Annotated in this window: 25 protein-coding genes; 12 read left to right on the plus strand and 13 right to left on the minus strand. The window is 58.6% G+C overall.

Annotation, left to right across the window (positions count from 1 at the left end; genetic code table 11):
- Positions 1–3: 3 nt before the first annotated feature.
- The 3 genes from BMS17_RS23720 to BMS17_RS23730 all read left to right on the plus strand — a co-directional run bounded on the left by BMS17_RS23720 (position 4) and on the right by BMS17_RS23730 (position 3474).
- Positions 4–1476 (plus strand): efflux transporter outer membrane subunit, encoded by a 1473-nt coding sequence (locus BMS17_RS23720; protein WP_046030545.1) that lies wholly within the window; start codon positions 4–6, stop codon positions 1474–1476.
- A gap of 31 nt (positions 1477–1507) precedes the next feature.
- Positions 1508–2458 carry an aldo/keto reductase gene (locus tag BMS17_RS23725; RefSeq protein ID WP_046030542.1) on the plus strand — a complete coding sequence of 317 codons (951 nt, stop codon included), beginning with the start codon at positions 1508–1510 and terminating at the stop codon, positions 2456–2458.
- Between the two features lie 77 nt (positions 2459–2535).
- The gene (locus tag BMS17_RS23730; protein ID WP_077431902.1) at positions 2536–3474 is read left to right on the plus strand and encodes a LysR family transcriptional regulator; all 939 of its coding nucleotides are present in this window, start codon (positions 2536–2538) and stop codon (positions 3472–3474) included.
- Between the two features lie 51 nt (positions 3475–3525).
- On the opposite strand, the gene BMS17_RS23735 is transcribed toward BMS17_RS23730, so the two are convergent.
- The gene (locus BMS17_RS23735; protein ID WP_077431903.1) at positions 3526–3789 is read right to left on the minus strand and encodes a DUF2790 domain-containing protein; all 264 of its coding nucleotides are present in this window, start codon (positions 3787–3789) and stop codon (positions 3526–3528) included.
- Positions 3790–4015: 226 nt separating this feature from the next.
- Here BMS17_RS23735 and BMS17_RS23740 point away from each other — a divergent pair, with 226 nt between their 5' ends.
- The 3 genes from BMS17_RS23740 (at position 4016) to BMS17_RS23750 (ending at position 8714) form a co-directional block, all read left to right on the plus strand.
- Positions 4016–5026 carry a helix-turn-helix transcriptional regulator gene (locus BMS17_RS23740; protein ID WP_046030534.1) on the plus strand — a complete coding sequence of 337 codons (1011 nt, stop codon included), beginning with the start codon at positions 4016–4018 and terminating at the stop codon, positions 5024–5026.
- 154 nt (positions 5027–5180) lie between these two features.
- Entirely contained in the window at positions 5181–7028 is a 1848-nt protein-coding gene (locus BMS17_RS23745; protein ID WP_077431904.1) for an amidohydrolase, read from the plus strand.
- 273 nt (positions 7029–7301) lie between these two features.
- Positions 7302–8714 (plus strand): cytosine permease, encoded by a 1413-nt coding sequence (locus BMS17_RS23750; RefSeq protein ID WP_077431905.1) that lies wholly within the window; start codon positions 7302–7304, stop codon positions 8712–8714.
- Positions 8715–8810: 96 nt separating this feature from the next.
- On the opposite strand, the gene BMS17_RS23755 is transcribed toward BMS17_RS23750, so the two are convergent.
- The 3 genes from BMS17_RS23755 to BMS17_RS23765 all read right to left on the minus strand — a co-directional run bounded on the left by BMS17_RS23755 (position 8811) and on the right by BMS17_RS23765 (position 11506).
- Positions 8811–9212, minus strand: coding sequence for a GFA family protein (locus BMS17_RS23755; protein WP_077431906.1), 402 nt, complete (start codon positions 9210–9212; stop codon positions 8811–8813).
- Between the two features lie 161 nt (positions 9213–9373).
- Complete coding sequence (locus BMS17_RS23760; RefSeq protein ID WP_077431907.1) at positions 9374–10231, minus strand: TauD/TfdA family dioxygenase; 858 nt, start codon at positions 10229–10231, stop codon at positions 9374–9376.
- Between the two features lie 249 nt (positions 10232–10480).
- The gene (locus tag BMS17_RS23765) at positions 10481–11506 is read right to left on the minus strand and encodes an AraC family transcriptional regulator (protein WP_077431908.1); all 1026 of its coding nucleotides are present in this window, start codon (positions 11504–11506) and stop codon (positions 10481–10483) included.
- A gap of 109 nt (positions 11507–11615) precedes the next feature.
- Between BMS17_RS23765 and BMS17_RS23770 the strand changes: the two genes are divergently transcribed.
- The gene (locus tag BMS17_RS23770; RefSeq protein ID WP_218191600.1) at positions 11616–12653 is read left to right on the plus strand and encodes an alpha/beta fold hydrolase; all 1038 of its coding nucleotides are present in this window, start codon (positions 11616–11618) and stop codon (positions 12651–12653) included.
- A gap of 63 nt (positions 12654–12716) precedes the next feature.
- On the opposite strand, the gene BMS17_RS23775 is transcribed toward BMS17_RS23770, so the two are convergent.
- Complete coding sequence (locus tag BMS17_RS23775) at positions 12717–13196, minus strand: 2,4'-dihydroxyacetophenone dioxygenase family protein (RefSeq protein WP_046030525.1); 480 nt, start codon at positions 13194–13196, stop codon at positions 12717–12719.
- 107 nt (positions 13197–13303) lie between these two features.
- Positions 13304–14176, minus strand: a complete 873-nt coding sequence (locus BMS17_RS23780; protein ID WP_218191607.1) for a TauD/TfdA family dioxygenase — start codon at positions 14174–14176, stop codon at positions 13304–13306.
- A 502-nt stretch (positions 14177–14678) separates the two neighbouring features.
- On the opposite strand from BMS17_RS23780, the gene BMS17_RS23785 reads away from it, so the two are divergent.
- The 3 genes from BMS17_RS23785 (at position 14679) to BMS17_RS23795 (ending at position 17672) form a co-directional block, all read left to right on the plus strand.
- Entirely contained in the window at positions 14679–15338 is a 660-nt protein-coding gene (locus BMS17_RS23785; protein WP_046030522.1) for a hypothetical protein, read from the plus strand.
- A gap of 77 nt (positions 15339–15415) precedes the next feature.
- The gene (locus tag BMS17_RS23790; protein ID WP_046030520.1) at positions 15416–17206 is read left to right on the plus strand and encodes a SulP family inorganic anion transporter; all 1791 of its coding nucleotides are present in this window, start codon (positions 15416–15418) and stop codon (positions 17204–17206) included.
- Positions 17207–17408: 202 nt separating this feature from the next.
- The gene (locus tag BMS17_RS23795) at positions 17409–17672 is read left to right on the plus strand and encodes a hypothetical protein (RefSeq protein ID WP_052961888.1); all 264 of its coding nucleotides are present in this window, start codon (positions 17409–17411) and stop codon (positions 17670–17672) included.
- A gap of 128 nt (positions 17673–17800) precedes the next feature.
- Here the strand turns inward: BMS17_RS23795 and BMS17_RS23800 are convergent, their stop codons facing one another.
- The 3 genes from BMS17_RS23800 to BMS17_RS23810 all read right to left on the minus strand — a co-directional run bounded on the left by BMS17_RS23800 (position 17801) and on the right by BMS17_RS23810 (position 21054).
- Positions 17801–19096 (minus strand): OprD family porin, encoded by a 1296-nt coding sequence (locus BMS17_RS23800; RefSeq protein WP_139348119.1) that lies wholly within the window; start codon positions 19094–19096, stop codon positions 17801–17803.
- Positions 19097–19242: 146 nt separating this feature from the next.
- The gene (locus BMS17_RS23805) at positions 19243–19683 is read right to left on the minus strand and encodes a type II 3-dehydroquinate dehydratase (protein WP_046030519.1); all 441 of its coding nucleotides are present in this window, start codon (positions 19681–19683) and stop codon (positions 19243–19245) included.
- Positions 19684–19698: 15 nt separating this feature from the next.
- On the minus strand, positions 19699–21054 hold the full coding sequence (locus tag BMS17_RS23810; protein ID WP_046030518.1) for an MFS transporter: 1356 nt from the start codon (positions 21052–21054) through the stop codon (positions 19699–19701).
- Between the two features lie 179 nt (positions 21055–21233).
- On the opposite strand from BMS17_RS23810, the gene BMS17_RS23815 reads away from it, so the two are divergent.
- Positions 21234–22118, plus strand: coding sequence for a LysR family transcriptional regulator (locus tag BMS17_RS23815; RefSeq protein WP_046030516.1), 885 nt, complete (start codon positions 21234–21236; stop codon positions 22116–22118).
- Between the two features lie 82 nt (positions 22119–22200).
- Positions 22201–23592: an MFS transporter gene (locus tag BMS17_RS23820; protein WP_077431910.1), complete on the plus strand. Its 1392-nt coding sequence runs from the start codon at positions 22201–22203 to the stop codon at positions 23590–23592.
- Positions 23593–23649: 57 nt separating this feature from the next.
- Here BMS17_RS23820 and pcaG read toward each other — a convergent pair whose 3' ends face one another.
- From pcaG to BMS17_RS23840, 4 genes are all read right to left on the minus strand, one after another.
- Positions 23650–24252 carry a protocatechuate 3,4-dioxygenase subunit alpha gene (gene pcaG / locus BMS17_RS23825; protein WP_077431911.1) on the minus strand — a complete coding sequence of 201 codons (603 nt, stop codon included), beginning with the start codon at positions 24250–24252 and terminating at the stop codon, positions 23650–23652.
- 12 nt (positions 24253–24264) lie between these two features.
- Positions 24265–24984, minus strand: coding sequence for a protocatechuate 3,4-dioxygenase subunit beta (gene pcaH, locus BMS17_RS23830; protein ID WP_077431912.1), 720 nt, complete (start codon positions 24982–24984; stop codon positions 24265–24267).
- 122 nt (positions 24985–25106) lie between these two features.
- Positions 25107–26036: a pca operon transcription factor PcaQ gene (gene pcaQ / locus BMS17_RS23835; RefSeq protein ID WP_077431913.1), complete on the minus strand. Its 930-nt coding sequence runs from the start codon at positions 26034–26036 to the stop codon at positions 25107–25109.
- Between the two features lie 91 nt (positions 26037–26127).
- Positions 26128–26391 (minus strand): hypothetical protein, encoded by a 264-nt coding sequence (locus tag BMS17_RS23840; protein WP_046030602.1) that lies wholly within the window; start codon positions 26389–26391, stop codon positions 26128–26130.
- Between the last annotated feature and the right edge of the window lie 189 nt (positions 26392–26580).

A 26580-nucleotide genomic window follows, 5' to 3' on the forward strand; every position in this document is an offset into this window, starting at 1 on the left:
CTCATGAAATCCAATGCGCGCTTCATCAATGCACAGCCGTTGAAAACCACGTTTGGCGCAGTGTCGGTGCTGATGTTCCTGTCCGCCTGTGCGGTTGGCCCTGATTATCAGATGCCGACACCCAGCCAGTCGCAGCACTTTGACCAACAGGCCGAGCAGCGTCTTGGCCAGAGCGGCAACATTGATCTGGGCAAGAAGGTCACTGGCGATTGGTGGTCTGCGTTTCGCTCGCCAAAACTCGACCAGGTGGTGCGCCGGGCCATCGACGGCAATCTTGAACTTGTGGCTGCCGATGCCACGATCCGCCAGGCCGCGTCCTCCGTTGCGGCGGCGCAAGGTGCGCTGTATCCGCAGGTCGATTTCGGTGCTCAGGCCGGTCGCGTACGCACCCACAACGGGCCGGAGCCGGTTGTCTCCAACTTCTATGCCATCGGTCCACGGGTTGGTTTTGACCTGGACGTGTTCGGCGGTAACAAGCGACAGGTCGAACAACAAGAAGCGCTGACAGCCTTCCAGAAACATCGCTACGAAGCGGCGTACCTGACCCTGACGGGAAATGTCGCCAGCCAGGCTTTGTTGATGGCCTCTGCCAACGCGCAGATGCAAGCCGTGGAAAAACTGTTGGCCAATGACACCAAGAACCTCGAACTGGTGCGCATGGCGCATGCCAATGGCGCCACCACGCAGATCGACGTGTCGCTGGCCGAAACCCGGCTTGCACAGGACCGCACGCTGCTGCCGCCCCTCGCTCAACAGCGCGATTCGGCCCGGCATGCGTTGTCGATTCTGACGGGCAAAGGCCCGGCCGACTGGATCGCACCCGACTTCGACCTTGGCGAGTTTGCCTTGCCGTCGGGCGTGCCGGTCAGTTTGCCCTCGGAAATGGCCCACACCCGGCCGGACGTGCTGCAAGCCGAAGCGCAACTGCACATGGCCAGCGCCGCCGTCGGTGTCGCGACCGCCAACCTCTATCCCCATGTGGAGCTGACAGCGTTTCTTGCGCAGTCGGCATCCGGTAATGGCGGTGCCGCTCTGTGGGGGTTCGCCGCCGGGGTGGCGGGGCCGATCTTCAATGGCGGCACACTCAAGGCTGAGCGCCAGGCGGCGGTCGACGGCTACAACGCGTCGCTCGCTGACTACCAGCAAACCGTCATCACATCGTTCGGTCAGGTCGCCGACACGCTGCAAGCCATCAACCATGACGCCGAGGCAAACCTGGCCCAGGAGGACGCCTTACGTGCCGCCGACAGTAGTTTTCGCTTGAACCAGCAAGCGTATGCCCAAGGCGAAAACAGCATTCTCCAGGTGCTGGAAGCAGAGCGCGCCTATGAGCAGGCGTTGCTCGGGCACATCCGGGTGAAGACCGCCCAGTACCTCGACACCGTTCAGTTGTTTGTGGCGCTCGGCGGCAATTCCGTTGGCGTTTTCGAGCAACGGGTGGCCAGTCGTGAAGCACCGAAACGTTCATATCAGTAACGGCTGCGGCCAGAGAGAGTGGAGTCAAGACATGTCATATGAAGCCTTTCACGATGAACTTCGCGAAACAAAATTTGCGCTCAATCATGGATCGGTAGCGATGCCAGCCGTTGGGTTCGGCACATTGTTCCGGGACCTCAGCGTTACCACCCAAGCCGTCACTCACGCGCTGGAAACAGGCTTTCGTCATTTCGATTGCGCCGAGCGTTATCGAAACGAGGAGGGCGTGGGCGTGGCGATCAAAGCGTTCCTCGACACGGGCAAAGCCCGGCGCGAGGACTTGTTCATCACCACCAAGCTGTGGAACACCAACCACCGTCCGGAGCGCGTATTGCCGGCGTTCGAGGCCAGTTGCCGACGGCTTCAGGTGGATTACATCGATTGCTATCTGATCCATACGCCTTTTGCCTTTCAGCCCGGCGATGACCAGGACCCAAGGGACATCTACGGCCACATCATTTATGACGGGGGCGTGACGCTGATCGAAACCTGGCAGGCCCTTGAACGCCTGGTGGATGAAGGACGCTGCAAGACCATCGGCTTGTCCGACATCACCTTGCCGGCGCTTCAGAAGATTGTCGAAGTGGCGCGGATCAAACCTGCCGTGGTGCAGGTGGAAGCCCATCCGTATCTGCCGGAATGGGAGCTGCTGGAGTTTTGCAAGCAGCATGGAATTATCGTCCTCGCGTTTGCCCCACTCGGCCACGGCATGGAGCCCGCCGTACTCGAAGACCCGGTGATTACCGGCATCGCCAAACACGTGCAGAAAACCCCGGCGCAAGTCGCGTTGGCCTGGTCGGTACAGCGTGGCGTGGCGTTTCTGACCACCTCTGCAACACTGAGCCATATCCAGGAAAACTTTGATCTTTCCACGTTGCCGCATCGGGCCATGCGTGAAATTCAGGACGATATTACGACCCGGGTGCGCTTCAACTCGGTCGTTGAAACGGGAGTCCCCGGATTCATCCCGCGCCAAAAGTAATGCACGCCAAAGCGCCGGCCTGATGCCTGGCCGGCGCTATTATTCCTGCACATCAATCTTGCGCCGAGGCGAAAACGATGGACGTTTTCCAGACCATGCGATGTTTCATAGCCGTTGCCCAAAGCGGCAGCTTTACGGCGGCGGCCAAGACGCTGGACACCACGACCACCCATATTTCCAAAGCCGTCTCCAGCCTGGAGGCCAGGTTGCAGACACGCCTGATCAACCGCACGACCCGGCGCCTGGCCCTGACTGAGGCGGGGCTGCGCTATTTGCAACGCTGCGAGAAGATCATCGACGAGATGCGTGATGCCGATGAGGAAGCCGGGACGGCGAAAATCAGGCCCATGGGCCGCCTCAAGATTCATGCGATGTCCGCCATTGGCAATCACTACGTGATCAACGCCATCGCCAAATACAGAGAAACCCACCCATCGGTGATGTTCGATTTGACCCTGACCAATCGGCTGCCTGATTTGCTGGAGGAGGGCTATGACATGTCGATTGTGTTGGCACGGGATCTGCCCGATTCCGGGTTTGTCGCGCAGAGGCTGGGCATTACCTACAGCATCCTGTGCGCCTCGCCCGCGTACCTGAAAAAACGCGGCATCCCTGACGCGCCCGACTCACTGGGCGAACATGATTGCCTGCGGATCGTGAATACCGTGATGCCGACTGAGAACTGGGTATTTGAAGGGCCTGAAGGCGTGGTGACAGTGAGTACGCCGTTGTCTCCCTTTCACGTCAACACGGCCGATGCGATGACGGTTGCCATTACTCAAGGGATGGGCATCGGGATTCAACCGATTGCTTCTGCAGTAGAGGGTTTGAAAGCGGGGACGTTGGTGCGGGTGCTGCCTGAGTATCACTTTGAAGAGCTGAATGTCTTCGCCATTTACCCGTCACGAAAGTTCGTCGATGCGAAAATAAAAACCTGGGTAGAGTTTCTTAAACACTACATTCCGGTCTTGCTGGCCTCAGATGAAAAAATCGTCGGCTCGGCAATCAGCAGATAGTCGCCAGTGCCGTCGGTATGGAGTGTCGACCCTCCATCGCCTGTACCTGTCTCAACCGTTTGAACACCCGGTGCCCATCACTTGATATTGAAGGACGTGTTGTTGACCGTGGGAGTCTTCATACGTCATTTGCGCGGGACCTGGGCCGCACTGGTCTCCGACGTCGCTCACGCTAATCACCCGTTTGATGTCCAGTTGAGTGGCGTAGGTATAGGTTTCAACCGAGAGCCTGGTAGTTGAAGCGCTATCGTCGGCCCAAGCCTGTGTTCCGGCACTGGCAAACGCCAGCAGGATTGCGATTTTCGAAAGGTTCATGGTGTTCACCGTATCGTTTGAGGATGACCGGATTGATCATCCCTTTGCTACCTGTGAGCACAGGCTGAATGCTCATCGGGTAGGGACGATGCTAGGGGTTTGTCCAACCCCCAAACAGCGGCTCGCAAGACAAACACTGTTGCCGGATGGCGCATGAATACAGGGCTGCTGGACGCCATCGCGACCGCTGTGGCATGGTCGGCGAAAAACTAACGGGATCAAGATGATGGAGGAGGGTGTAGAGCTCGGCGGCACACCGTCGATGGCGATGCTCAAGGCATTCAATCGTTGTGTGTTGCACCTCGGGCGGCTGGCTCGGGAGCGCGGTGCCTCGCAATTCATCGAAGACGGGCTGCAAGCGTTTCGCCAACTGGTGCCATTTGCTTCCGCCTGGTGGGGCGAGATGTCCACGTCGCACGCCAACGTGGCGCCCAAAAGCTGGATGCACGGGCGCATCGACCTGCCTGAATCGTTTGCTGCTGAATGGCACAAGAGTGCGGGCAGCGACAAGTTTTCCCATGACACCTTGAACCAGCCCGGCGAAGTGGTGCGCGACAGCGGGTTCACCGATCCCGATGAAGAGGTCGACGCATTCGCTCGCCGTCACGATCTCTACCACCCGATGTGCATCACCTTCGAGCTGCCCGAAAGCGGCTTGATGTTTTTTGTCTGCCTCTATCGCGGTGCACACGCCCCCGGATTCAACGACAGTGAAGCCGCGTTGTTTTCAGCGTTCTGCGACCACCTGTTGCAGTTATGGCGATTCCAGGTGCAAGACATGATCCGCTTCGACACCGGTAACGGCGCCAGCGACTTCGGGGTCGCACGGCTGGACGGCACGCTGCTGTACGTGGGCGCCAATCTCTGCGCTGTCATTCAGCGCGAGGTGGCGGGGTGGCACGGTTCAATGCTGCCCGCGCCCGTGATCGCGCAACTGCAAAAGGCACCGTGTGTCATGCGTCTCGGGCGGTGTGCGCTGACCCTCACCCCGAATGCCGAGCACGTCATTCTGTCTCTCGAAGCGCAGTCGCGCGGGGCAGTACTGGCCCCACGCGAACGAACGGCGGCGATGCTGTTCGCCGCCGGGCACTCCTACAAGGAAATTGCCAGGATCCTGGGCTTGAGCCCCTCGACCGTGCGCACCTATCTGCGCAACTGCTATTTGCAACTCGGGGTGAAGAGCAAGATCGAGTTGGGGTCTGTCCTGTCAGTGCAGGCACGCCGCGAATCACCGTGACGCCCCCCGATTTCGCCTGATCAATCACTGACCCCTCCTCATTTGCAGAGGTCCATATAACCGCCGCGCGCTATAGGGTATGCCCTGCATATCAAGGGCTTGTGCGCAGGCTGTTCGGGCCACTTCGAAAACTATAAAAACAGAGGTGAGGCAGTTGAAATTTTCCAGGCTTTTTATCGCCATGGCGGCGACAACCGCAGTGTCCGGTATGGCGTTGGTGGGGTGCCAGACGCAGGGTTCCCATCCGGCCGACATGGTCATGCGCAACGGTTATGTCTACACCGTCGATGGGCAGAATTCGGTGCAGCAAGCGATCGCCATCACGGGCGGGAAGATTGTCTATGTCGGTAACGACGAAGGGGCGGCCTCGTACATCGGCCAGCAAACGCAGCTGATCGATCTGGCGGGGCGCATGCTGATGCCGGGCTTCATTGATGCGCACATGCACCCGGGGGACGGCGGCCGCGCCATGACCTTGTGCGACCTGAAATATCAGACCATGACCCGCAAGGTGTTCCAGGAAACCATCCAGGCATGCCTGGATGCCGACAAGGGCAAGGGCCCCGATGTCTGGCTTGAAGTGGGCAGCTGGGATCGCATGGGCATGGATGGCCTCGACGGTGACCCTGACAAGTCGACGCTGGACGCACTCAAGACGGATCGGCCGATTCAGGTCCGCTCCACCGATTTCCATACCGTGCTGACCAACTCTCGCGGCCTGGCGGTCGCCGGCATCAACAAGCACACGGCCAATCCAGGTGACGGCAAGTACGTGCGCGACAGCGCCGGCAACCCGACCGGCATCTGCGAAGACGGCGCTGCCGATGCCATGGCCGCCGTGGTGCCACCCGCCACCGACGCAGAAAAACTCAACCAGACCCGCGCCGCGCTCGATGCCATGCGCCAGCAGGGCATCACCAGTTTCTTCGATGCCTTGTCGGGGCCGGAGAATGGCAAGGCGTTCACCTCGTTGCAGCAGTCGGGTGAACTGACCGCGCGGGCCTTGCTGGCGATCAAACTGGACCCGGCTGCGGCAGCGGCGGATCCGGCCAAGACCATCGCTGAGGCCAAGGCAATGGCCGCCACCTACGATCAGGGCGAAGCCAACGTCGCGCCGGGTGTGAGCATGCGTCACGTCAAATTGTTCATGGACGGCATCATCAATGCCCCGGCGGACACCGGTGCGATGCTGACGCCCTACCTGAACAACGCCGGCACCGACAAGATGCCGAAATGGGCGCCGGGCAAAAACGTCGGCGAGCTGTATTTCCCGCCGCAAGTGCTCAAACCGTTGCTGTTGCAAGCCGTGCAGGCCGGTCTCGATCCGCATCTGCACGCCACCGGAGACCGCGCCGTGCGTGACTCGCTCGACGGCATTGAGTACGTGCGCCAGCAGTTGCCCGGCAACGGTTTTCGCCCGGCCATTACTCATAACGAGTCCGTGGACCCCGCCGATTATGGGCGTTTCAAGGCGCTCGACGTGACCGCCAACATGTCCTTTCAATGGGCGCAGCAGGCGCCGTCCACAGTCGATGGCACCAGCGATCACCTCGGCCCTGTGCGCTTTGCCCGCATGGAGCCATCGGGCAGCATCGCCCGCGCTGGCGGCCGTGTGGCGTATGGCAGCGACTGGCCGGTTGACCCGCTCGATGAGTTCCTGGCGCTGAAGATCGGTGTCACCCGTTCAGGCGACCCGCTGAACCCGCACAGCTATGGCCCCAAGTACGCCGGCCGACTGAACGCCGACCCGGCGCTGTCGCGTACCGAAGTGCTGCGCACCATCACGGTCAACGCCGCCGAGCAACTGAAACTGGAGAAAGTCGTGGGTTCGGTCGAGGTCGGCAAGTTTGCTGACGTGATCGTGCTCGACAAAAACTTCATGCAAGTGCCCGAGGACGAGTTGGCCCGTAACTCGGTGCTGATGACGGTAGTCGGCGGCAAGGTGGTGTGGGCCAAGGCGCCGTTCGCGGGACAAGTGGCCATGACCGAACAACAAAAATAGCCCATGCCGGCTAATGCCGATCAGCTAAGCAGTTTTTGCTGTAACGCAATGTCTGTAGCAGCTGGCGAAGCCTGCGTCCGGCTGCGAAGCAGTCGTTAATCTTGAGTTTGCGTTCTTCCTGAAACACCGCATCGTCTGATTTCACGACTGCTTCGCAGCCGGACGCAGGCTTCGCCAGCTGCTACGGATCGCGTCATGGCTTAGCTGTTCGGCATTACCCATGCCCACATTGGATTGTGTGGATGCCTTTTACCTTTGAAGAGAATAAAAATAATGACCCGGGTCCGCGATAGTCAGCAACGAAGTCCCCTGATCGAGACACGCTCGATCGATTACATTCCCGAGGCCGAGCGTCATGGCAGCCTCTACAGCCAGTTCACCCTGTGGCTGGGTGCCAACCTGCAAATCACCGCGATTGTCACCGGGGCGCTGGCCGTGGTGTTGGGCGGTGATGTGTTCTGGTCGTTGATCGGCTTGCTGATCGGCCAATTGCTCGGCGGTGCAGTTGTCGCGCTGCACGCCGCTCAGGGACCGAAGCTTGGGCTGCCGCAGATGATCTCCAGCCGTGTGCAATTCGGGGTCTACGGCGCGGCGATCCCGATTGTGCTGGTGTGCCTGATGTACCTCGGTTTCAGTGCGACCGGCGCGGTGCTGTCGGGGCAGGCGATTGCCCAGTTGATCAGTGTCAGTGACAGCACCGGCATCCTGATATTTGCTGCTTGCATCGCGTTCCTGACGATCTTCGGCTACCGGGTGATTCACCTGGTCGGACGGGTAGCGAGCGTGCTCGGCATCATCGCCTTCGCTTACCTGTTTACTCGGTTGATGACCCTCAACGACATCGGCCTGCTCCTGGAAAACCGCCACTTCGGTTGGAGCACATTCCTGCTGGCGGTGTCGTTGTCGGCCTCTTGGCAGATCGCGTTCGGCCCGTACGTGGCCGACTACTCGCGCTACTTGCCGAGCAAAACGTCGTCCTGGAAAACCTTCGCAGCCGTCGGCCTGGGAACCGTACTCGGCGCCCAGGCTTCCATGGTGCTCGGCGTGTTCGCTGCCGCGTTGGCCGGCGCCAATTTCCGCGGTCACGAGGTGGCGACTATCGTCGGCCTGGGCAGCACTGGGGTGATGGCATCATTGCTGTACCTGAGCGTGGTGTTCGGCAAAGTCACCGTGTCCACACTCAACGCCTATGGCAGCTTCATGTGCGTGGCCACCATCATCAGCGGTTTTCGCAGTCGCCTGGAAATCACCGCCCGCCAGCGCATGCTGTTTGTGCTGCTGATCGTCGCGGCGTCCACCACGCTCGCACTGGTCGGCCAGTACTCGTTCCTGAATTCGTTCAAGTACTTCATCCTGTTCTTGCTGACGTTCTTCACCCCGTGGAGCGCGATCAACCTGGTGGACTACTACTTCATCAATAAAGAGCGCTACGACATCCCGGCGTTGTCCGACCCGGCGGGGCGTTATGGTCGCTGGAACGTGTTGGGGATCAGCGTGTACGTCAGCGGCGTATTGATCCAGCTGCCTTTTGTCGACACGCATTTCTACTCCGGGCCGATGGTCGCGCAACTCGGCGGGGTGGATATTTCCTGGATCGTCGGGTTGGTGGTGCCGGGTGTTCTTTACTATCTGCTGGCCAGGAAGTCAGTGGTGGCGGTGCCGGTTGTACGCAGCACCAAGGCCTGACCGAGGGGCGACAGTGCATTGATCTACGCTGCACTGTCGCCGTTGCCTGAGGGCACTTTGATCTTTGAGGTACAGAGCATTTCCGACCCATTGCGATCACTGGTGTTGCGGCCATTGATCCAGAATTTCGTACCACGAAGCCTTGGACATCACCTGAACGTGTTTTTGTTTGGCCGAGGGCAGTGTTGTATCCAAAGTCCCTAGCGCTATCGAGATCCAGTCAGAGTATTCGCCTTGGCTCGCTGACCAGAACAGCGACGAGCCGCACTGATGGCAAAATTGCCGAAGTACGGATTCAGAGGACGGGTACGACTTGAGGCTATCGGCGCCTTGAATAAGTTGCAGATCATCACGCAACACACTGCCATAGCTGGCAAAGGCTGCCCCATGACTTTTGCGGCATTGGCTGCAATGGCAGTGAGACAGCGCTTTAGGTTGTGACAAGACCCGATACTTGACGGCGCCGCAAAGGCAGCTGCCCTGGAAGGCATCAGTCATTCAGGGGGGATACCTTGTATTGAGAAGGCCGCAAATTTAAACAGCCAGAGTTGTCGTTGTCGACCGACGCTTTCTGGCCGTTTTCTGCCTGTCGTAAAAGGCGATAGTCGGCCCAAAGTAGACACTCAGAAGCATCTCTCGTCTCTGGGCCGCTTTACTTGTCAGTAGGGTTTGTCGCCGATGATGGCCGCGCGCTCCATCTTGCGATGGCAGGGCGGATAGTCCATCACTGCATAGTGCTGGGTGCAACGGTTATCCCATATCGCCACGCTGTTTTGCTTCCAGCGCCAACGGACTTGGTACTCGGGGTTGTAGGCCTGGCTAATCAGGTACTTCAGCAGGTCGACGCCTTTTTGGTTGTAGTCCTGGCCGACACGGACGCGTCCCTGGCTGTGGTAGTTCACAAAGTGCGTCGCGTAGGCATTGACGAATAGCACCTTTTCGCCGGTTTCGGGATGGGTACGCACTACCGGATGCTCGGCATCGGGGTATTGTGCCTTCATCGCCAAGCGCTTTTCCTTCGGCATGGCGGCAGCGAAGGAAGCGTTGAAGCTGTGGCTGGCGATCAAGCTGTCGATTTCCTGCTTCACATCGATTGGCAGTTTTTCATAGGCCATCACCATGTTGGCCCACATGGTGTCGCCTCCGGTGGGTGGGCATTCGATACAGCGCAACACAGCGCCCATCGGCGGCGACTCCCGCCAGGTGGCATCGCAGTGCCACGCATTCTCGTAGCGATCCGCCGGATTCTCCGGGGTCTTGTAGATTTGCACGAGACCGGGGGCTTCCGGGTGGCTGGGGAGCATCGGATGGGTTTCGAGCTGGCCGAGGCGCAGGGCAAATGCTTCGTGATCGCGGCGTGAGAGCTTGTCCAGATCCTGATCGCGCAGGAACAGCACCTTGTATTTCAATAGTGCCGCATACACTTCGTTGAACAAGCCGTCGTCGCGCACTGCGTCGCCCAGATTCACGTTGTGCAGTTCCGCGCCGATGGCACAGGTCAATTGTTCGACTCGCATTGCGTCTCCATTTCGATGGTTCTTGGCCGGGTCGTGGGCAGGCAGGAGAAATCGTGCCTTGATAGACGGCGGCGCTTGTTATTGTTGATCCGGTCTTTGCAGGTGCGGCAAGGCGGGAGATGGGTATCCGGCGCATGTACTGGCCCCTCTCAGTTAAGAAGGGACCGCGGACCCATAGTAGGAAGCGCGAGAGTCACGCCATGGGCATGGCGGGACATTTTCTTCGCTTATTGGGACACAGCAGGCGGGTTAAAGCGGTGGTGTTGCCTTGCTCTCTCGATAGCGGGCAGCCCAATCGGAAGGTGTCTTGCCAAACTGACTGCGAAACCAGCGTGAAAAATCACCGGCAGAGGAAAAACCGAGAAGTTCGGCAACTTCATACAATCGGCGTTTGCTGTTAGCCAGATACTCTTCGGCGAGTTCAGCACGCACAGCATTGATGATCGTTGTGACACTCTCTCCCTCGGTCGCCAGGTGTCGGTTAAGGGTGCGTCGATGCATGCCAAGATGCTGGGCAACCCCGTCGACAGAACACAGTCCGCTTGGCAGCAGCATCTTGACGATCTGGCGTACGCGCTGCGCCGGTTCGTCGCGCAGGTTAGCCAATTGCATGTCCAGCGTTCGCTTCACCTCGCGATGCAACGCGGGGTCAGCCGCGGGAATGGGCATGTCCAGGTCGCGCGCGCGGCAAACAATGGCGTTGAATTCCTGGGAAAACTCGATAGCGGCACCCAGCACTCGTTGGTGCACTTCAAGGCTGGAAGGGCGCTCGTGAGTAAAACTGACCCTGACCGGGCGAAACGTATTGCGCGTCAGTACGCTCAACGTCCGCAGGCCAATGCCTGTCGACTGTTCGATAGCCTGGCGCCAGACACCGTGCCCACCCTGCATATTCACACCCACATGTAGCAGCACCAGGTCGCCTGCGTCTTCAAGTCGCAACTGCACCCCGGCGTTATGCAGACGCATGTACCGCGCACACGATTGCAAGGCGGCACGAAGTGTTGGTTCTTCGCGGATGAGCAACGCCAGCATGCCGAAGTTGGACAGGTGTCGCGTTTCCGCGAGCAACAACCCGAAGGCCTCCTGGCCGGACAGGCGGGCTGACTCCTCCAGCAGCCAACCCACCGAATCGATGCTGATCATGATATTCGGATCGTCGAGGACACTGGCCGGCAACTTGGCCAAACGCAGCATACGAAAGGGATCGAGCCCCACTGAACGGGCAACCTGCTCATAGTCGGTAAGGCTGGCACTTCGCGTCAGGGTATACATGTGTCCCCGTGTCCCAATTTCACAAGATTGTGTCCTGCGCAGCTTAGTGCAGGACGCCTTGTCACGGCTACCTTCAGGCCAACAACCAAAAAAGGATGGAGGTAGATAAATGAACAAGCGCCCCGCTATGCGCGTCTGTCAGAAGCAAGTGGCAATAGAGCGATCGGACGCCGACGATCCCGATGCATTCAATCACTGCTTTGCCGAACTCAACGGTATTCGCATGCATTACATCGACGAGGGGCAGGGCCCGCTCGTCATTCTGCTGCACGGTTTTCCTTATCTTTGGTACATGTGGCGGCGCCAGATCGGGGCGTTGGTCGAGGCCGGGTATCGAGTCGTGGTCCCCGATCAGCGGGGGTTTGGGCAAACCGATCGACCCGATGCCATCGAAGCCTATGACATGAGTCAGGCAGTCGGCGACATGGTGGGCTTGATGGCGACTCTGGGCGAAACGTCAGCGGTGATCATTGGGCACGACTTGGGTGCCTGGGTGGCCCAGGCGGCGGCCATGCTGCGGCCGGATCTGTTCCGTGGCCTGGTGATGCTCAATACGCCGGTGCCACCGCGTGGCAAGATCAAGCCGACCGTAGCTTTGCAGGCAATGGCCAAGGGCAGGGTGTATCACCACCTGTATTTCCAGCAGCTCGAAAAGCCGGATCGCGAATTGGCCTGCGACCCGCGCAAGACCTTGCGTAGTGTTTTCTATTCGATTTCCGGCAGTGCTGTCGGCGCTGAACGCTGGCGTCTGTTCGTCGAGCCAGGTGAGCCCATTCTCAACGCCTTCACGGAACCGAAGGGCGAGTTCCCTTCATGGCTGAGCGAGCGGGCGCTTGATTACTACGTCGCCGAATATTCCCGCACCGGATTTAGCGGTGCCCTGAACTACTACCGCTGTCGCGACCGGAACTGGGAAATCACCGCGTTTCTCGACGGTGCGGTGGTGCGCCAGCCAAGCCTGTTCATCGGTGGTGCTGCCGACCCTTCACTGGAACCGGTCGAAATCCGCGGTCTCTACGACCAGCTCGACACTTATTTACCCGGGCTGCAGAACAAGGTGCTGTTACCCGGCGTGGGTCATAGCGCCGCGGAAGAAAGCCCCGAACAGGTCAACGAACTGCTCCTAACGTATCTCGAACAGTTCTAACGACGAGGGCGAGCGCCTTGGCGCGCCCGCCCGATTCGCGATGTTCGCGGCAATACCTGTTACTCAGTTGAATGCCGTGAGGTCTTTCGGCGCGATGTCATGTTGCTCGCACCAAGCGAGATAACGCTTCAACCCGGACTTCCAGTTTTCGAGCGCGACGATGTTGTCGTTCCCGTCCAGGAACGCCAGATCGCCGGTCACGTGAACCAGCGTGAGCACATACCCATCTGCGCTTCCCGTGCTGACGACTTCAGGCGTGTGAGTCGATGCCGCCGTCTCGTACACGATGCTGCCAGGGCCGGCGATCCAGTCATGCTCCTTGTATTTCCACTGGCCTTCGATCGTGTAAACCATCACCGTCCCGGTGTGGTGATGCTTGGGCAGTTGCATGTCCAGCGGTGCCTTCATCATGACGATCCATTCACCCCGGATCGGGTCAAGTTTGAAGTACTTCAGCAGGACGTTTTCCGCATAGGGCGTAAAGGGTATCCACGGCAGCGATTCGCCATCGATGACTGCGGTGTCGACGTGTTCGTAGAGCATGTCTTTCTCCATTGATGCGGTTCAGGTCGAGTATTCGTCGGCAGCCAAAGCCGCCCGACCATCTCTGATGGTCGGGTGCTCCGGATTTTCTGAAGGGGGTGTCGGGATCAGGTGAGCGAGGTGCCCGCGAGAGTCGCGCGTAGCATCTTTCTTGGCGCATTGCCGTAGTCAGCAACTGCGTAGTGCTGGACTTGCAAGTTGTCCCACATGGCAATGGTGTTGGTTCGCCACTTCAGACGTACCTGGTACTCGGGAATCGCGGCCTGCGACGTCAGGTAGTTCATCAGGTGATGAGCCTCGGGCATGAAGTCCTGGCCGTAGCGGATATCCTCGAAGTTGAAGAAATTCGAGAAATGGGTGGTGAACGCGGAGTTGACGAACAGCACCTTTTCGCCTGTTTCGGGATGAACAAGCACCACAGGATGTTCAGCGGCGGGATTCTTCGCGGCCATGGCGTGACGTTGTTCACGTGGCAACTGGGCACCAAAGGAATGCTCGGCACTGTGCTTTGCGTACAGACCTTCGATCCGTTGTTTGACCGCTTCGGGCAGGTTTTCGTAAGCCATGACCATGTTGGAGAACAGGGTGTCGCCGCCGGATTCAGGGCCCTGCTCGCAGCGCAATATCGCTCCGCGAGGCGGCGCTGGCTTGAAGGTGACATCCGTGTGCCAGAGGTTTTCTCGGCTGGCCTTTTCGACAAAACTCTTGGGCTTGTTCGGGTCAAGGTTGCGATAAAGCATCAGCAACTTGTCCGCCTCCGGATGGCTCGGTGCCAGGGGATGACCTTCCAGTTCGCCGAATTGCGCGGCGAAGTGCTGTTGCTCCAGGGGAGAAATGTCCTGATCGCGAAAGAACAGCACTTTGTGCTTCAACCACAGCGCCCGGATTTGTGCGATCAGTTCGGGATCCCGGGTAGCGTCGGCCAGGTTGATGTTGCTCAGTTCGGCACCGATGGCGGGGGAGCAAATCTCCACCTTGATCGAATGCTGACGCACTGACGACCGAATAATGGCGGGTGCCGAGTGGGGATGTGGTGAAGGAGTGTCTTGGGTTGTGGCGACTGTTGTCATTGTTGTCTCCAATCCGGGCTTGTACAGCGGTGCGCAAATGTGTGCATCCGGCATAAGTAACTGGCCCCTGCCAGCGGGGCAGAGGTACCGGTCCTATAGTAGGTAGCGCGGGCGCAATGCCATGGGCTTGGCGGGACAGTTTCTTCGCATGCTGGGACACTGGCAGAGAGGACATCGAACAATAGTGCGAGGGAGGGCGCACGGTGTAGTTGCATTCTGCTACGCAGGGTGTCGCTTCTTGACTGATCGATATCAGGCAAGCATGCCGCCATTGGAGATTCGCACACGATGGCGGCGACAATTATTTTTGTCACTACAATGAAGTGAAATCGAAAGGAGCTCCGCCCGAACGCGTGGTGCTCTGGCCCAGGAAGTTTGCACCCCGCAGGTACTTTTCAGCGAGGAAGGACGTATGCCAACCCCCGTAGAACAGAAGCGGGCGCGGATTCTCGACCCCGTCGACCGCGTCACCGAGGTGATCTTCGGCCTGCTCATGGCGATGACGTTCACGGGGACGATCAGCGTGGCGACCTCGGGCCAGGAGGCCGAACGTACGATGATGTTCGCCGCGCTCGGTTGCAATCTTGCCTGGGGGCTCGCCGACGGGGTGATGTATCTACTCAGGGCATTGGTCGACCGCACGCGCAAAAGCACGTTATTCGAAAAACTCGCCAGGGCGGACGCGGCCACCGGGCAGGCGCTGGTGGCGGGGGCATTACCGTCGCACGTGGCGGCAGCCGCCAAGACAGAGACCCTTGAATTGTTACGCAGCCGCCTGGTCGAGTACCCGGCCACGTCAGTGCAGTCGGGCCTCGGCTGGGAAGATTTCAAGGGGGCATTGGGCGTTTTTCTGCTGGTGGTGTTATCGACCTTTCCACTCGTCATACCTTTCCTGTTACTCGAACAGACGGCGCTCGCCGTTCGTTTATCCAATTTGATCGGGCTCGTGGTGCTGTTCATCGCGGGTTGGATATTGGCGCGGTACGCAGGCGCAAAGCCGTGGCAAGGCGGGATTGCGCTGGCGGTCACTGGCGCATTGCTGATCGCTGCGATCATCGCACTCGGCGGATGAAGACGAGAGGCGGGCACGGCCAATCCGCGGCTGCCCACTAAGCCAAATTGTGCTGTACACCAAGGGGTTACAGTTCTATGAGCGATTCGAACTCTTCACCTTCCACCCCGGAACCGGGTCGTATTGCCCGTCGGGAAGCAGGCGCCAATCAGAGCGCCTGGATCCGCTGGCTGCCGGGGCTGAACACGCTGCGCCACTATCAAATAGCCTGGCTGCGAAATGACATCGTCGCCGGGCTCGTGCTGACCACCATGCTGGTGCCGGTGGGTATTGCTTACGCTGTGGCCTCGGGCGTCCCGGGCATCTATGGCCTCTACGCGACGATCATTCCACTGCTCGCCTATGCGTTGTTCGGCCCCAGCCGGATTCTGGTGCTGGGACCGGATTCCTCGCTGGCCGCGGTCATCCTTGCTGTCATCCTGCCGCTGTCGGGCGGCGACCCGTATCGGGCCGTCGCCCTGGCGGGAATGATGGCGATTGTGTCGGGGCTGGTCTGTATCCTGGCGGGCATAGCGCGCCTGGGCTTCATCACGGAGCTGCTCTCCAAACCGATCCGCTACGGGTACATGAACGGTATCGCACTGACCGTATTGATCAGCCAACTGCCGAAAGTCTTCGGTTTCAAGATCGAGTCCGCCGGGCCTCTGAGGAACCTGTGGGCGATCGCCTCCGGGGTGATGGAGGGAAAAAGCAACTGGATCACGTTCGCGGTCGGCGTCGCCACGTTGGTGGTGATCCTGTTGCTCAAGGGGCACAAACGCATTCCGGGTATTTTGATCGCCGTGGCCGGCGCAACCATCGTGGTCGGTGTGCTGGAGCTTGGCACGAAATACGGCGTATCGGTCCTCGGCACGCTTCCACAAGGCATGCCGGCGTTTGCCATTCCCTGGATCACCCAGGCCGATATCGTCCCGATCGTGATCGGTGGCTTTGCCGTGGCGATGGTTTCGTTTGCTGACACTAGCGTGCTGTCGCGCGTCTATGCGGCGCGCTCGCGTACTTACGTTGACCCGAACCAGGAGATGGTCGGGCTCGGCGTTGCCAATCTGGCGGCGGGGTTTTTCCAGGGCTTTCCCATCAGCAGCAGTTCGTCACGCACACCTGTAGCCGAGGCCGCCGGCGCTAAAACCCAATTATCCGGGGTCGTCGGAGCGCTGGCTGTGGCCTTGCTGCTGATGGTGGCGCCGAACCTGTTGCAGGACTTGCCCAACAGCGCGCTGGCCGCGGTGGTGATTGCATCGGCCATCGGCTTGATCGAGGTCGCTGACCTGCGCCGTATCTATCGCATTCAGCCCTGGGAGTTCTGGCTGTCCATCGCCTGCACCGTCGGCGTTGCTGTGTTCGGCGCCATTGAGGGTATCGGCCTGGCCATCCTGCTCGCGGTGATTGAATTCCTGTGGGACGCCTGGCGCCCGTACTCAGCCGTGCTGGGGCGTGCCGATGAGGTTCAGGGCTACCATGACATCACGCGCTTTCCCGATGCGCGACTCATCCCCGGCCTGGTCTTGTTCCGCTGGGATGCGCCTTTGTTTTTCGCCAACGCCGAGTTGTTCAATGAACGGGTGCTGGACGCGGTGGCGACGTCGCCGACGCCGGTGCGCTGGATTGTCATTGCGGCAGAACCGATGACCAGTGTGGACGTGACGTCTGCCGATATGTTGGCGGAATTGGACGAAACCTTGCGCAACGCGAGCATCGAGTTGTGTTTTGCCGAGATGAAAGACCCGGTCCAGGACAAACTGAAGCGATTCGGGATTTTCACGCAGTTTGGCGCCACCGCGTTTTTCCCCACGATAGGCACTGCCGTCAACAGCTACCTGGCGACGTATGCGGTGGATTGGGTCGTCCGCGAGGGCGAGGAACACTGAGCGTAACGCTTGATTTTGGCGGCTATCAACGACCGTCTCGCCTTGCGGGACGGTCTAAGTGGTCCTATCGTCGGATTTCAGGTGCTACACCGGTTGGGTGGTTGAGAATGAAGGATGCAAGAAGACTTTCCCCTGGACATCCTCGGCGAGCGGACTGATTGGCGAGCGAGACGACCGAGTGTTTTTGAATTGGAGGAACATCATGATTCGCAAGCACTGCTTGATGGCCCTGGCGACACTGGTCGTCGCCGCTGGTGTGCAGTGGGTGTCGGCGCCCGCGTACGCAACTGAACAGGGAGAGCAACGGCGCGAAGCGCGGGATACCAGGCAGACAGGGCGCTCCGATGCACGGCAAACCAAATATGATTGCCGCAAGGACAATGACAAGAGCAATGCAAACTGTCGCCAGGACAAGCGCAGCAGCAAACAGGACACGCGCCGCACGGCTCGAGACATCAAATATTGATGGCTGAGATAAATCCCGTTTTCATCGGGATTTATCAGGGATGGATTTATCTTTGCACCTGAAACGGCTGCTCTTGGCGGGTTTGGCTTGCCAAAACGGTCAGTTGCAGCGCGTTTATGTGAGTCGCCTTACAACAACGATATCGGGTAGCTGACAAAGAGCCGGTTTTCGTCAAATTCATTGGTGCTGAAACTTTTCCGGATACTGGAATTTCGCCATTTGACGCTCAGGTTTTTCAAGGCTCCAGACTGAATGACATAGGCCAGTTCCGACTCCCGACCCCATTCCTTGCCATCGGTGAAAGCACCCGTGTGCACGTTATCGCCACTCAAATAACGATTCATCATGGTGAGTCCGGGGATGCCGACGGTGGCGAAATTGAAATCGTGACGAACCTGCCAGGAATGCTCTTGGGCGTTATCGTAGCTGGAGTTGTAACTGTCGTTCGCCAGCGTGCCGCCACTGGCACCATTGACTCGCATCCACGCGGTATCTCCGGTCAGTTTTTGCAAGCCTACATAAAACGTACTGCCTCCCAGCTTTGCAGATAACAGGCCAAACATTGTTTTGTTGTCCATGTCCCCGGCCAGGCTGGCCCCGTTTTCCTTGCCGGTGAAAAAGCCCAGATTGGCGCCCAGTGTCCAGTCACCCACAGGTTGGCTGTGATTGAGGCTGAAGTATTGTTGCTGATAGATGTCCTTGAGTTCGTCGTACCAGAGCCCAACCGTAGTGCGCTTGTCGTTGAAGGTGTATTCACCGCCGCCGAAGTTAAAACGGTCGGAAGTGAACGCCGCTTTGCCGTTCATGGACATGTCTTCCATGCTGGCGTCGTTGCGCGGGCTGTTTTGCCTGATTTGACCGCCATACAACGCCAGCCCGCCGATTTCCTGGGAGGTGATCTGAGCGCCACGAAAGGTTTGCGGCAAGGAACGGCCATCATCCGAACGCAGGATGGGCAGCGTACTGACCCATTCGCCGACTTTGACCACCGTTTTTGAGACCTTGGCCTTGGCGGCAACGCCCAGGCGTCCAAAGTTGTCAGCGGGGCGCCCATCATCATGGATAGGCAGAAGCTGCGTGCCGCCCGTGCCTTTGCCCCCGTCGAGCTTTTGCGAATAAAGCCCCAGTACATCGACACCGAACCCTATGGGGCCTTGGGTATAGCCGGAGCGGGCATCGAGGATAAAGTTTTGCGTCCACTCCTCGGCTTTGTTCTGTGGCGCGGCCCTGTTTGGGTAGGCGGGATTGACGAAGTTGCGATTGATGTAGGCGTTGCGCAGATTGAGGGTAGCGGTAGCACCCTCGACAAAACCGCTATTTTCGTCGGCATGAACGACTGCTGCCGAGCCGGCGCTGAGTGCCAGGGTCAGGCTGATCAATGAGTAATGAGCAGGTACGTTGCAGCGAAAAATAGTGTGGCGCATGGTGGTTTTCTCGCAGTGAATTATTATTTTTTTTGGCGGTTTTTGTGGCCCACACCTGAATTTCAGGCGCAGGCGGCCCTGGCAACCATCAGCCGGGAGGCCGCCGTGTAAGCGTCTAGCGATCAGGTGTGTCGGGTCGTGGGCAACTAGCGACGCAGCAGGTCATTAATGGCGCGGAGTGCGAGGGGATAACCGTCCGCACCCATGCCGCAAATCACCGCGTTCACTACGCCAGACATGATTGAGTGGCGATGCAGTTCGTCCCGTGCATGGATGTTCGACAGGTGCAGTTCAATCAGTGGTGCGTCGATCAACTTCAGGGCGTCCAGCACCGGAATCGAGTGAAACGAAAAGCCGGCCGGGTTGATGATCAAGGCCGCGCCTTGCTCGAAGGCCTCCTGAATCCAGTCGACCATTACGCCCTCGTGGTTGGTCTGGCGAAAGTCGCATACCAGGCCAAGTTCCTCGGCCAGCATTTCTGTACGTTGCCGGATTTGATCGAGCGTGGTGTGCCCGTAAATGTGCGGCTCACGACGACCCAGCAAGTTCAAGTTAGGGCCGTTAAGGATGAAGACGGTGCGGTTCATGGTCGTCCTGGTGCGTTATTTGGAAAGAATGACGGCAGAAGTGGTATCGACAGCGTCTGATGCGGCGACGGCATTGAGGTCGACGCCGCGGGTTTCAGGGCCGATGACGATCATTGCCAGCGAGATCAGGTTGATCACGGCGCACAGCGTCACCAATGGCCACGGCGAGTTGTTCGACTGGCTCATCAGCCAGACCGCGATCATCGGCATCGGGCCACCGATCACCAGGTTGGCGCCGGTGTAGGCCAGGGCGGAGCCGGAGTAACGGACCTGGGTCGGGAATGCTTCGGCGAATGCCACCGGCTGGATGCCGCTCTGGAACTGGGTAAAGCCCAAAAACAGACCCATGATCGCCATGATCGCGGTGACGTTTTGCGTGTTGAGGATCGGGAAGTAGACGAACAGGATCAGCAAGGTCATGCACGAGCCCAGGGCCAGCGCCTTTTTACGGCCCCAGCGATCCGACAGATAACCACCGGCCAGCGCACCGAAAATCGCGCAGACGTTGGCGACCATGAGGGACATGAAGCCCATCGATTGGCTCATGCCCAGATGCTTGGTCAGGTAGCTCAGGGAAAAAATCACGATCAAATAGAACAGCGCAGCGGGCGAGCAGAAAAACAGCATCAAGCGCAGGATGGTTTTGTAGTGGCTGCCCAGTGCGGATTTGAGCGGGCTTTTTTCTTTCTTCGCTGGCGTCTTCTTCAGAGCCACGAACGCCGGGGTTTCATCGACCTTCAACCGGATGAAAATCGCGACCACCACCAGTACGAAACTCATCAAGAAGGGGATTCGCCAGCCAAAACTTTCAAACTGCTCACTTGAAAGCGTCGCTGCCAGGCCCATCAACACGCCGTTGGCCAATATCTGGCTGAGCGGTGAACACAACCCGAGCATGCCGGAATAACGCCCTCGGCGTTCGGGGGATGCGTGCTCCAGGGCCATCAGTTGCGCCCCGGTGGACTCACCGCCCAACGCGAAGCCTTGAATGATCCGCAGCAGCACCAGCAGGATCGGCGCCCAGATACCCACCTGGCCATAAGTAGGCAACAGGCCCATCAATACCGACGCCAACCCCATCATGGTCACTGTAGCCAGCATCAGGTTGCGTCGACCGAGTTTGTCACCCAGGTAACCGCAGGTGATGGCACCCAATGGCCGCGCGGCCAGGCCAACGCCGAACGTCGCCAGCGAAGCCAGCAGCCCAGCGGTCGGCTCCATGGCCGGGAAGAACAACTTGGGCAAAATGGTCGCCGACACCGCGCCATACAGCGTGAAGTCAAACCATTCCAGGGCGGTGCCAATGGTCGCGGCGGTCACTGCTTTGCGAGGCATGCGCAAATCATGAGTCTCGTTACTGGTCGTGCTCATAGAGGTGCTCGTCATTGTTTTTATGGTTATGGATTACCCACACGATCCTGTTCGGGCAAAGGCTTTGGCAGGACGCGTCGAAGTGAGTAGACGTTAGCGCATCCTGCTTGCAGAATAATTATCGAAATCCAGATAAATTAATAAGCCAGCCTTATGGATAAGCCTTATGGATAAGCCTTATGGAACTGCGTCACCTGAAAGCCTTTGTCGTGGCCGCCGACCTGCAACACTTCAGCCGGGCTGCCGAGCAGTTGGGCATTGCCCAACCGGCACTCAGCCAATTGATGCGCACGCTTGAGTCCGAACTGGGCCTGGCACTGTTTCGCCGGGAAAATCGCGGTGTGACGTTGACGGCTGCTGGCGAGGCGTTTCTGCCTCACGCGCGCCAATCCATCGATTCCAGTGAGCTGGCGGCGGCAGCGGCGCGACGTGCCCGGCGTGGAGAAGTGGGCGAGATCAACATCGGTTACCACTCGGCGTTGTTCGAGGCCAATTTGCCGCAACTGCTGCGCCATTACTTCAGCTCGTTTCCCGAGGTCAAAGTGTCGCTGGTGGATGCGGGTATTCGTATGCAGTTCGACATGTTGCTCGATCATAAACTCGACCTGGCCTTTGCCAGGGTGTTCAAGGATCACCTGCCCGACCGGTTGCGCACCCACCATTTCAGCCAGTCCAGGCTCGTTCTGTTGATCCCGGACAACCATGAATTGGCGGAAAATTTTACCGGTGAACTCGCGACATTGCGGCACGAGAAGTTCGTATTTCTTCAGGACGTTGCCGGCATTGGCCTGACGTCTCACACACTCCAGGCCTGCCGGCAAAATCAACTGCATCCCAAAAACATCATGTACGTACCGTCGCTGATGAGTATTCCTGGACTGGTCGCAGCCGGCATCGGCCTGAGCATCGTGCCGGAAACCATGACCCGGTTAACCATGCCTGGCATACGGATAGTGCCGCTGGATCAGCCGGAGATGGTCAGTGAACTGTCGCTGATTTCCCGAATTGACGAGCGTTCCAGTGCGGTGCTGCATTTTATCGAGGAGGCTCATGGGTGGGGGTAACCTTGCCCTAAGGGCCTTTCGACTTTCATTCGTTTTCGATAGTAAAGTGTCGGCCAATGCCTTGGCTGATCCGGGATGACCGATGTCTCAACGCCGCTCAACGTTGATTGCCCTGTTGGTAGCGGTCACGTTCTTTATGGAGAATCTCGACGCCACCGTGATCGCGACCGCGCTGCCTGACATGGCCAGGACGTTTGGTGTGCCGGCGGTGGATGTGAACATTGGCATGAGCGTCTATATGCTCGCGGTTGCGGTGTTCATCCCCATCAGCGGCTGGCTGGCTGATCGCTTCGGTTCACGCTTTATATTCAGTTCGGCGATCGTGCTGTTTTGTCTGTCTTCATTGCTGTGTGGGTTGAGTGACAGCCTGCCAACCTTTGTCGCCGCGCGCGTGCTGCAGGGAATCAGCGGAGCGATGATGGTACCGGTCGGGCGCCTGGCAGTGCTTCGTACGACCGAGAAGAAAGACCTCGTGCGAGCGATCTCTGTGATTACCTGGCCCGGTCTGGTCGCACCGGTTCTTGGCCCCCCGTTGGGTGGTTTCATCGTCACCCACGCTTCCTGGCCGTGGATTTTCTACCTCAATCTTCCGCTGGGCGTGTTGGCCATGATTGCCGCGCTCGTCTTGATTCCCAAGCGAGACCCTGTCATTGCCCGGTCTTTCGATTTCAGTGGTTTTCTGCTCGTTGCTGGCGCCAGCGCCGCGCTGCTGTTTGGTGTCGAGCTGCTGGGGCAAAGCCGTGCCAATGTGTGGCCGGCACTGTCACTCGGTTGCGCAGGCGTGATGCTCGGTGTCTTAGCCTGGCGACATCTGCGTCGGCAGGACCAACCGTTACTGGCGCTGGATGTCTTGGGAGTCCGCACCTTCAGTGTCTGTCTGTGTGGCGGGTCGATTTTTCGGATCGCCATCAGCACCTTGCCGTTTCTCCTGCCGCTGATGTTTCAACTGGCCTTCGGTCTTTCTGCGTTGGATGCGGGGTTACTGGTGTTGGCTGTCTTTGCGGGCAATCTGGCCATGAAGCCGTTCACCACGAGGGTGATGCAACGCTTCGGATTTCGCCCGGTGCTGATGATCAACGGCATCCTCGGCGTAATGGCCATTGCGGCCTGTGCGTTGCTGGATGAGCGCATGAGTTGGGCGTTGGTCTTGTTCATTCTGTTTGTCGGTGGCTTGTCACGGTCCATGCAATTCACCGCGTTCAACACGTTGGGTTTTGCCGATGTCCCAAAGGAGCAGATGAGCGATGCGTCGACCCTGTTCAGTATGTTTTTCCAACTGAGCATGGCGATGGGGGTTGCCACGGGCGCGTTGCTGCTACGGCTCGCGATGAGCATTCATGGCAATAACGGCCACGCAGAGACGGTCGACTTTCAGCTGACGTTCCTGTGTGTGGCGGTGATTGCAGCGATTGCTTTGCTGGACAACCGGCGATTGCCACCGAAGGCGGGTGAGTCGGTGTTGCAGCGAGCATGAACAGGGGAAAATGCCCACGGTGTTGAGCGTTTGCATCTCAACACCGTGCCTGCATCGTTAGAAGTCGAAGAACACCGTTTCCGATTCGCCTTGCACATGAATGTCGAAGCGGTAGGCCAACTTGCCATCAACGGTACAGCGCCTGGCAATCAGGGATTCGCGCCGATGGGGTTGTTCGATCAGATTCAATACGGGGTCCACGGCATTCGCCTCGGGTTCATCGTCGAAGTACAGGCGGGTCTGCAAGTGGATGTTGATACCCCGGGCAAACAGCGCCACGTTGATATGCGCGGCCATGGCAACGCCTGAGGCATTTTTCAGCGTGCCCGGCTTGATGGTTTTGATCGTCCATTCACCGATATCTGTCGTGGCGGTGCGGCCAAAACAGTTGAAGGGTTTTTCCAGGTCGTAAGCCGTGTCGAAGTCGCCTTCGTGATTCGCCTGCCAGAACTCCAGAAACGCGTCACGAATCAGGTGGCCGTTGCCGTCATACACCTGGCCCATCAATAAAATGTGCTCACCTGGCGCGTCAGGTTTAGCCATGTGGTTCCAGATTTCCTGTTCGCGCGGCGCGTTGCCGGCAGCCTCCAGCGCCAAGCCGATATGGACATAAGGGCCGGCCGTTTGCGACGGGGTTTCAGGCAGAAGTTGAACGGGCATGTGCAGGCCTCCTCAGCGGTTTTCGAAGTGGGTCTTGCGCTGGCCGCGCAGGACGATATCAAAACGATAAGCCAGGCAATCCATTGGATTGGCCATGCTCATATCCAGCTTGGCGATCAAACTCTGCACCGCTTCCTGATTCGAAATCGACTTGACGATGGGGCACATCGGGATGAGCGGATCACCTTCGAAATACAGCTGAGTAATCAAACGCGTGGCAATTGACGGGCCACTGATGGAGACGTGGATATGGGCCGGTCGCCAATCGTTGGGGCCGTTGCGCCATGGGTAGGGGCCGGGTTTGACGGTGCGGAAACTGTAGTTGCCATCGCGGTCCGTCAACGCTCGGCCAACCCCGCCGAAATTCGGGTCAAGGGGGGCCAGGTAACTGTCTTTTTTATGCCGATAACGGCCGCCGGCATTGGCCTGCCACATCTCCACCAACGTGTGAGGGATTGGCTTGCCGTACTGATCACACACTCGACCTGCGACGATGATTCGCTCTCCGATCGGCAGGCCACCATAATTGAAGTTCAACAGCAGATCGTTATCGTGCTGACCCAGCTTCAGATGGGAAAAATCCGGGCCGCTGGTTTCGGATAATGACTGGGGGATGCTCACCAGTGCCTGACGGGGAGATCGCAGGATGGATGTCTTGTAGTCCGGTGTCAGGGCTTTGGGATGCCAATTACGGTCACGGATGACGAAGCGGCTGTCGTGCGCATCAGACATGTCGTTTTTCCTATTGTTATGGTTGGAGGCAGAGACTGCGTTGGCAGCGACTCGACACCCAGTTTCCGCTGATGCGGCCCAACCCAAAATTGAAAAAAACGACCTTATCCATGTCCAAATGGTTATGGATATTCTCCGTCACGATATTCCTGGCCAACCTCGCGCAAGGCCTCCACGCACCACTGCGCCGCGGGTGTCACCGGCAACGCAGGGTTTGTGCATAGCCCCACGGAACCGCCTGGCTCACGCATCCCCAGATCCAGCTCCACCAACTCTCCTTGCCGCAAATCCTGCCTGACCGCATCAAGTGGTGCGACCCAGATGGCCTGACTGCATTGTACGTAGCGCCGGCTCAGGGCTATCGACAAGGTTTCCAGGCGTTGGCGTGAAGGCGTTATCCCGTGTTGCACAAACAGACTGTCGGCGAACTGGCGGATGGTGGTCCCCGCCGACGGCAATACCAGCGGATAGCGTTCGAGGTTTTGATGCCCTGCTGGATCGGCGAGCACCGGATGGCCAGTGCGAACCACCAGGGTCATGGACTCGCTGTAGAGATGTTCGAACGCCAGCCCGGAAATAAAGGGGCTATCGGTCATTCTGCCCACCACCAGATCCAGTTCACCGACACGCAGTCGGGACAGCAAATAGGCACTTGGCCCGGTCACGACACTGACCACCAATGCGGGGTGGCGGTCGTGTAAACGGCAGACAACTTCAGGCACCAACTGACTTTCGACGGTGGACAGTACGCCGAGCTGCACGGTAATGGGCTCATGCACACCGGAGCGCAAACTGTTAACCCCTTCGCGCAGCGATTGCACACTCGGTCCTGCGTATCGCAAAAAGGCCACGCCGGATTCGGTCAGCGTCGAGCCTTTTTTACCCCGTTCAAACAGTGTGGCTTCCAGCAGGGTTTCCAGTTCCTTTAGCGTCTTGGACAGTGCCGGTTGGCTGATTGCCAACTTGACGCAAGCACGTGCGAGGCTGCCCTGGCGCGCCACCTCGAGAAAACACACCAGATGACGGAATTTGATGCGGGTATCGATATTCAATCGGGGTGCTCTGCCTTCTTGGTATGGCACCCATTAGTGCTGGATGCGAAGCGTTAGAGCAGCTATACGGAGCTGCGCTGTTTTAATGTCGCTATTCGAGCCCGTGTTTGTCCAGTTGCTGAAGCCACGTATTCACCACCCTGCGATCCAGCTCCTCCCAATCCGCCATGCCCAACACCCGCATGGTGTTCAACCCGCGTAAATAACCGCGCAACTGATGGGCGGTGTCTCGGACAAGCTCCGGGTCGGACGCGTTTTCGCCCAACAGAACGCTTTCGTACTGGATCAGGTAGTCGGCCACCCGGTCACGGAAGTCGGGCAAAACGGCATCGCGAATCAGGTCAAAAGTTCTCAAGGAGAGATCCTCATCAATCTTTTCCAGTTGTGATTGAGTGCGCATTCGTCTGCCCGGCGCACAACTATTGTTAGAAGTAATAGTGACCATTACGAAACGCAAGTTCTGATTTGTCGGAAATAGTCGGAAAATCGCGTCCATCGAACACGCCGCTCAAGAAATTCAGGCGATGAGACATTGACCTGATGG

Origin of the sequence: Pseudomonas sp. C9 (assembly GCF_002000165.1) — a bacterium.
Lineage (GTDB): Bacteria > Pseudomonadota > Gammaproteobacteria > Pseudomonadales > Pseudomonadaceae > Aquipseudomonas.

Bases quoted from the DNA above. Each gene is read 5' to 3' on its own strand.
- BMS17_RS23720 (WP_046030545.1), top strand. From the start codon at position 4: ATGAAATCCAATGCGCGCTTCATCAATGCACAGCCGTTGAAAACCACG.
- BMS17_RS23725 (WP_046030542.1), top strand. From the start codon at position 1,508: ATGTCATATGAAGCCTTTCACGATGAACTTCGCGAAACAAAATTTGCG.
- BMS17_RS23730 (WP_077431902.1), top strand. From the start codon at position 2,536: ATGGACGTTTTCCAGACCATGCGATGTTTCATAGCCGTTGCCCAAAGC.
- BMS17_RS23735 (WP_077431903.1), bottom strand. From the start codon at position 3,789: ATGAACCTTTCGAAAATCGCAATCCTGCTGGCGTTTGCCAGTGCCGGA.
- BMS17_RS23740 (WP_046030534.1), top strand. From the start codon at position 4,016: ATGGAGGAGGGTGTAGAGCTCGGCGGCACACCGTCGATGGCGATGCTC.
- BMS17_RS23750 (WP_077431905.1), top strand. From the start codon at position 7,302: ATGACCCGGGTCCGCGATAGTCAGCAACGAAGTCCCCTGATCGAGACA.
- BMS17_RS23755 (WP_077431906.1), bottom strand. From the start codon at position 9,212: ATGACTGATGCCTTCCAGGGCAGCTGCCTTTGCGGCGCCGTCAAGTAT.
- BMS17_RS23760 (WP_077431907.1), bottom strand. From the start codon at position 10,231: ATGCGAGTCGAACAATTGACCTGTGCCATCGGCGCGGAACTGCACAAC.
- BMS17_RS23765 (WP_077431908.1), bottom strand. From the start codon at position 11,506: ATGTATACCCTGACGCGAAGTGCCAGCCTTACCGACTATGAGCAGGTT.
- BMS17_RS23770 (WP_218191600.1), top strand. From the start codon at position 11,616: ATGAACAAGCGCCCCGCTATGCGCGTCTGTCAGAAGCAAGTGGCAATA.
- BMS17_RS23775 (WP_046030525.1), bottom strand. From the start codon at position 13,196: ATGCTCTACGAACACGTCGACACCGCAGTCATCGATGGCGAATCGCTG.
- BMS17_RS23785 (WP_046030522.1), top strand. From the start codon at position 14,679: ATGCCAACCCCCGTAGAACAGAAGCGGGCGCGGATTCTCGACCCCGTC.
- BMS17_RS23790 (WP_046030520.1), top strand. From the start codon at position 15,416: ATGAGCGATTCGAACTCTTCACCTTCCACCCCGGAACCGGGTCGTATT.
- BMS17_RS23795 (WP_052961888.1), top strand. From the start codon at position 17,409: ATGATTCGCAAGCACTGCTTGATGGCCCTGGCGACACTGGTCGTCGCC.
- BMS17_RS23800 (WP_139348119.1), bottom strand. From the start codon at position 19,096: ATGCGCCACACTATTTTTCGCTGCAACGTACCTGCTCATTACTCATTG.
- BMS17_RS23805 (WP_046030519.1), bottom strand. From the start codon at position 19,683: ATGAACCGCACCGTCTTCATCCTTAACGGCCCTAACTTGAACTTGCTG.
- BMS17_RS23810 (WP_046030518.1), bottom strand. From the start codon at position 21,054: ATGAGCACGACCAGTAACGAGACTCATGATTTGCGCATGCCTCGCAAA.
- BMS17_RS23815 (WP_046030516.1), top strand. From the start codon at position 21,234: ATGGAACTGCGTCACCTGAAAGCCTTTGTCGTGGCCGCCGACCTGCAA.
- BMS17_RS23820 (WP_077431910.1), top strand. From the start codon at position 22,201: ATGTCTCAACGCCGCTCAACGTTGATTGCCCTGTTGGTAGCGGTCACG.
- pcaG (WP_077431911.1), bottom strand. From the start codon at position 24,252: ATGCCCGTTCAACTTCTGCCTGAAACCCCGTCGCAAACGGCCGGCCCT.
- pcaH (WP_077431912.1), bottom strand. From the start codon at position 24,984: ATGTCTGATGCGCACGACAGCCGCTTCGTCATCCGTGACCGTAATTGG.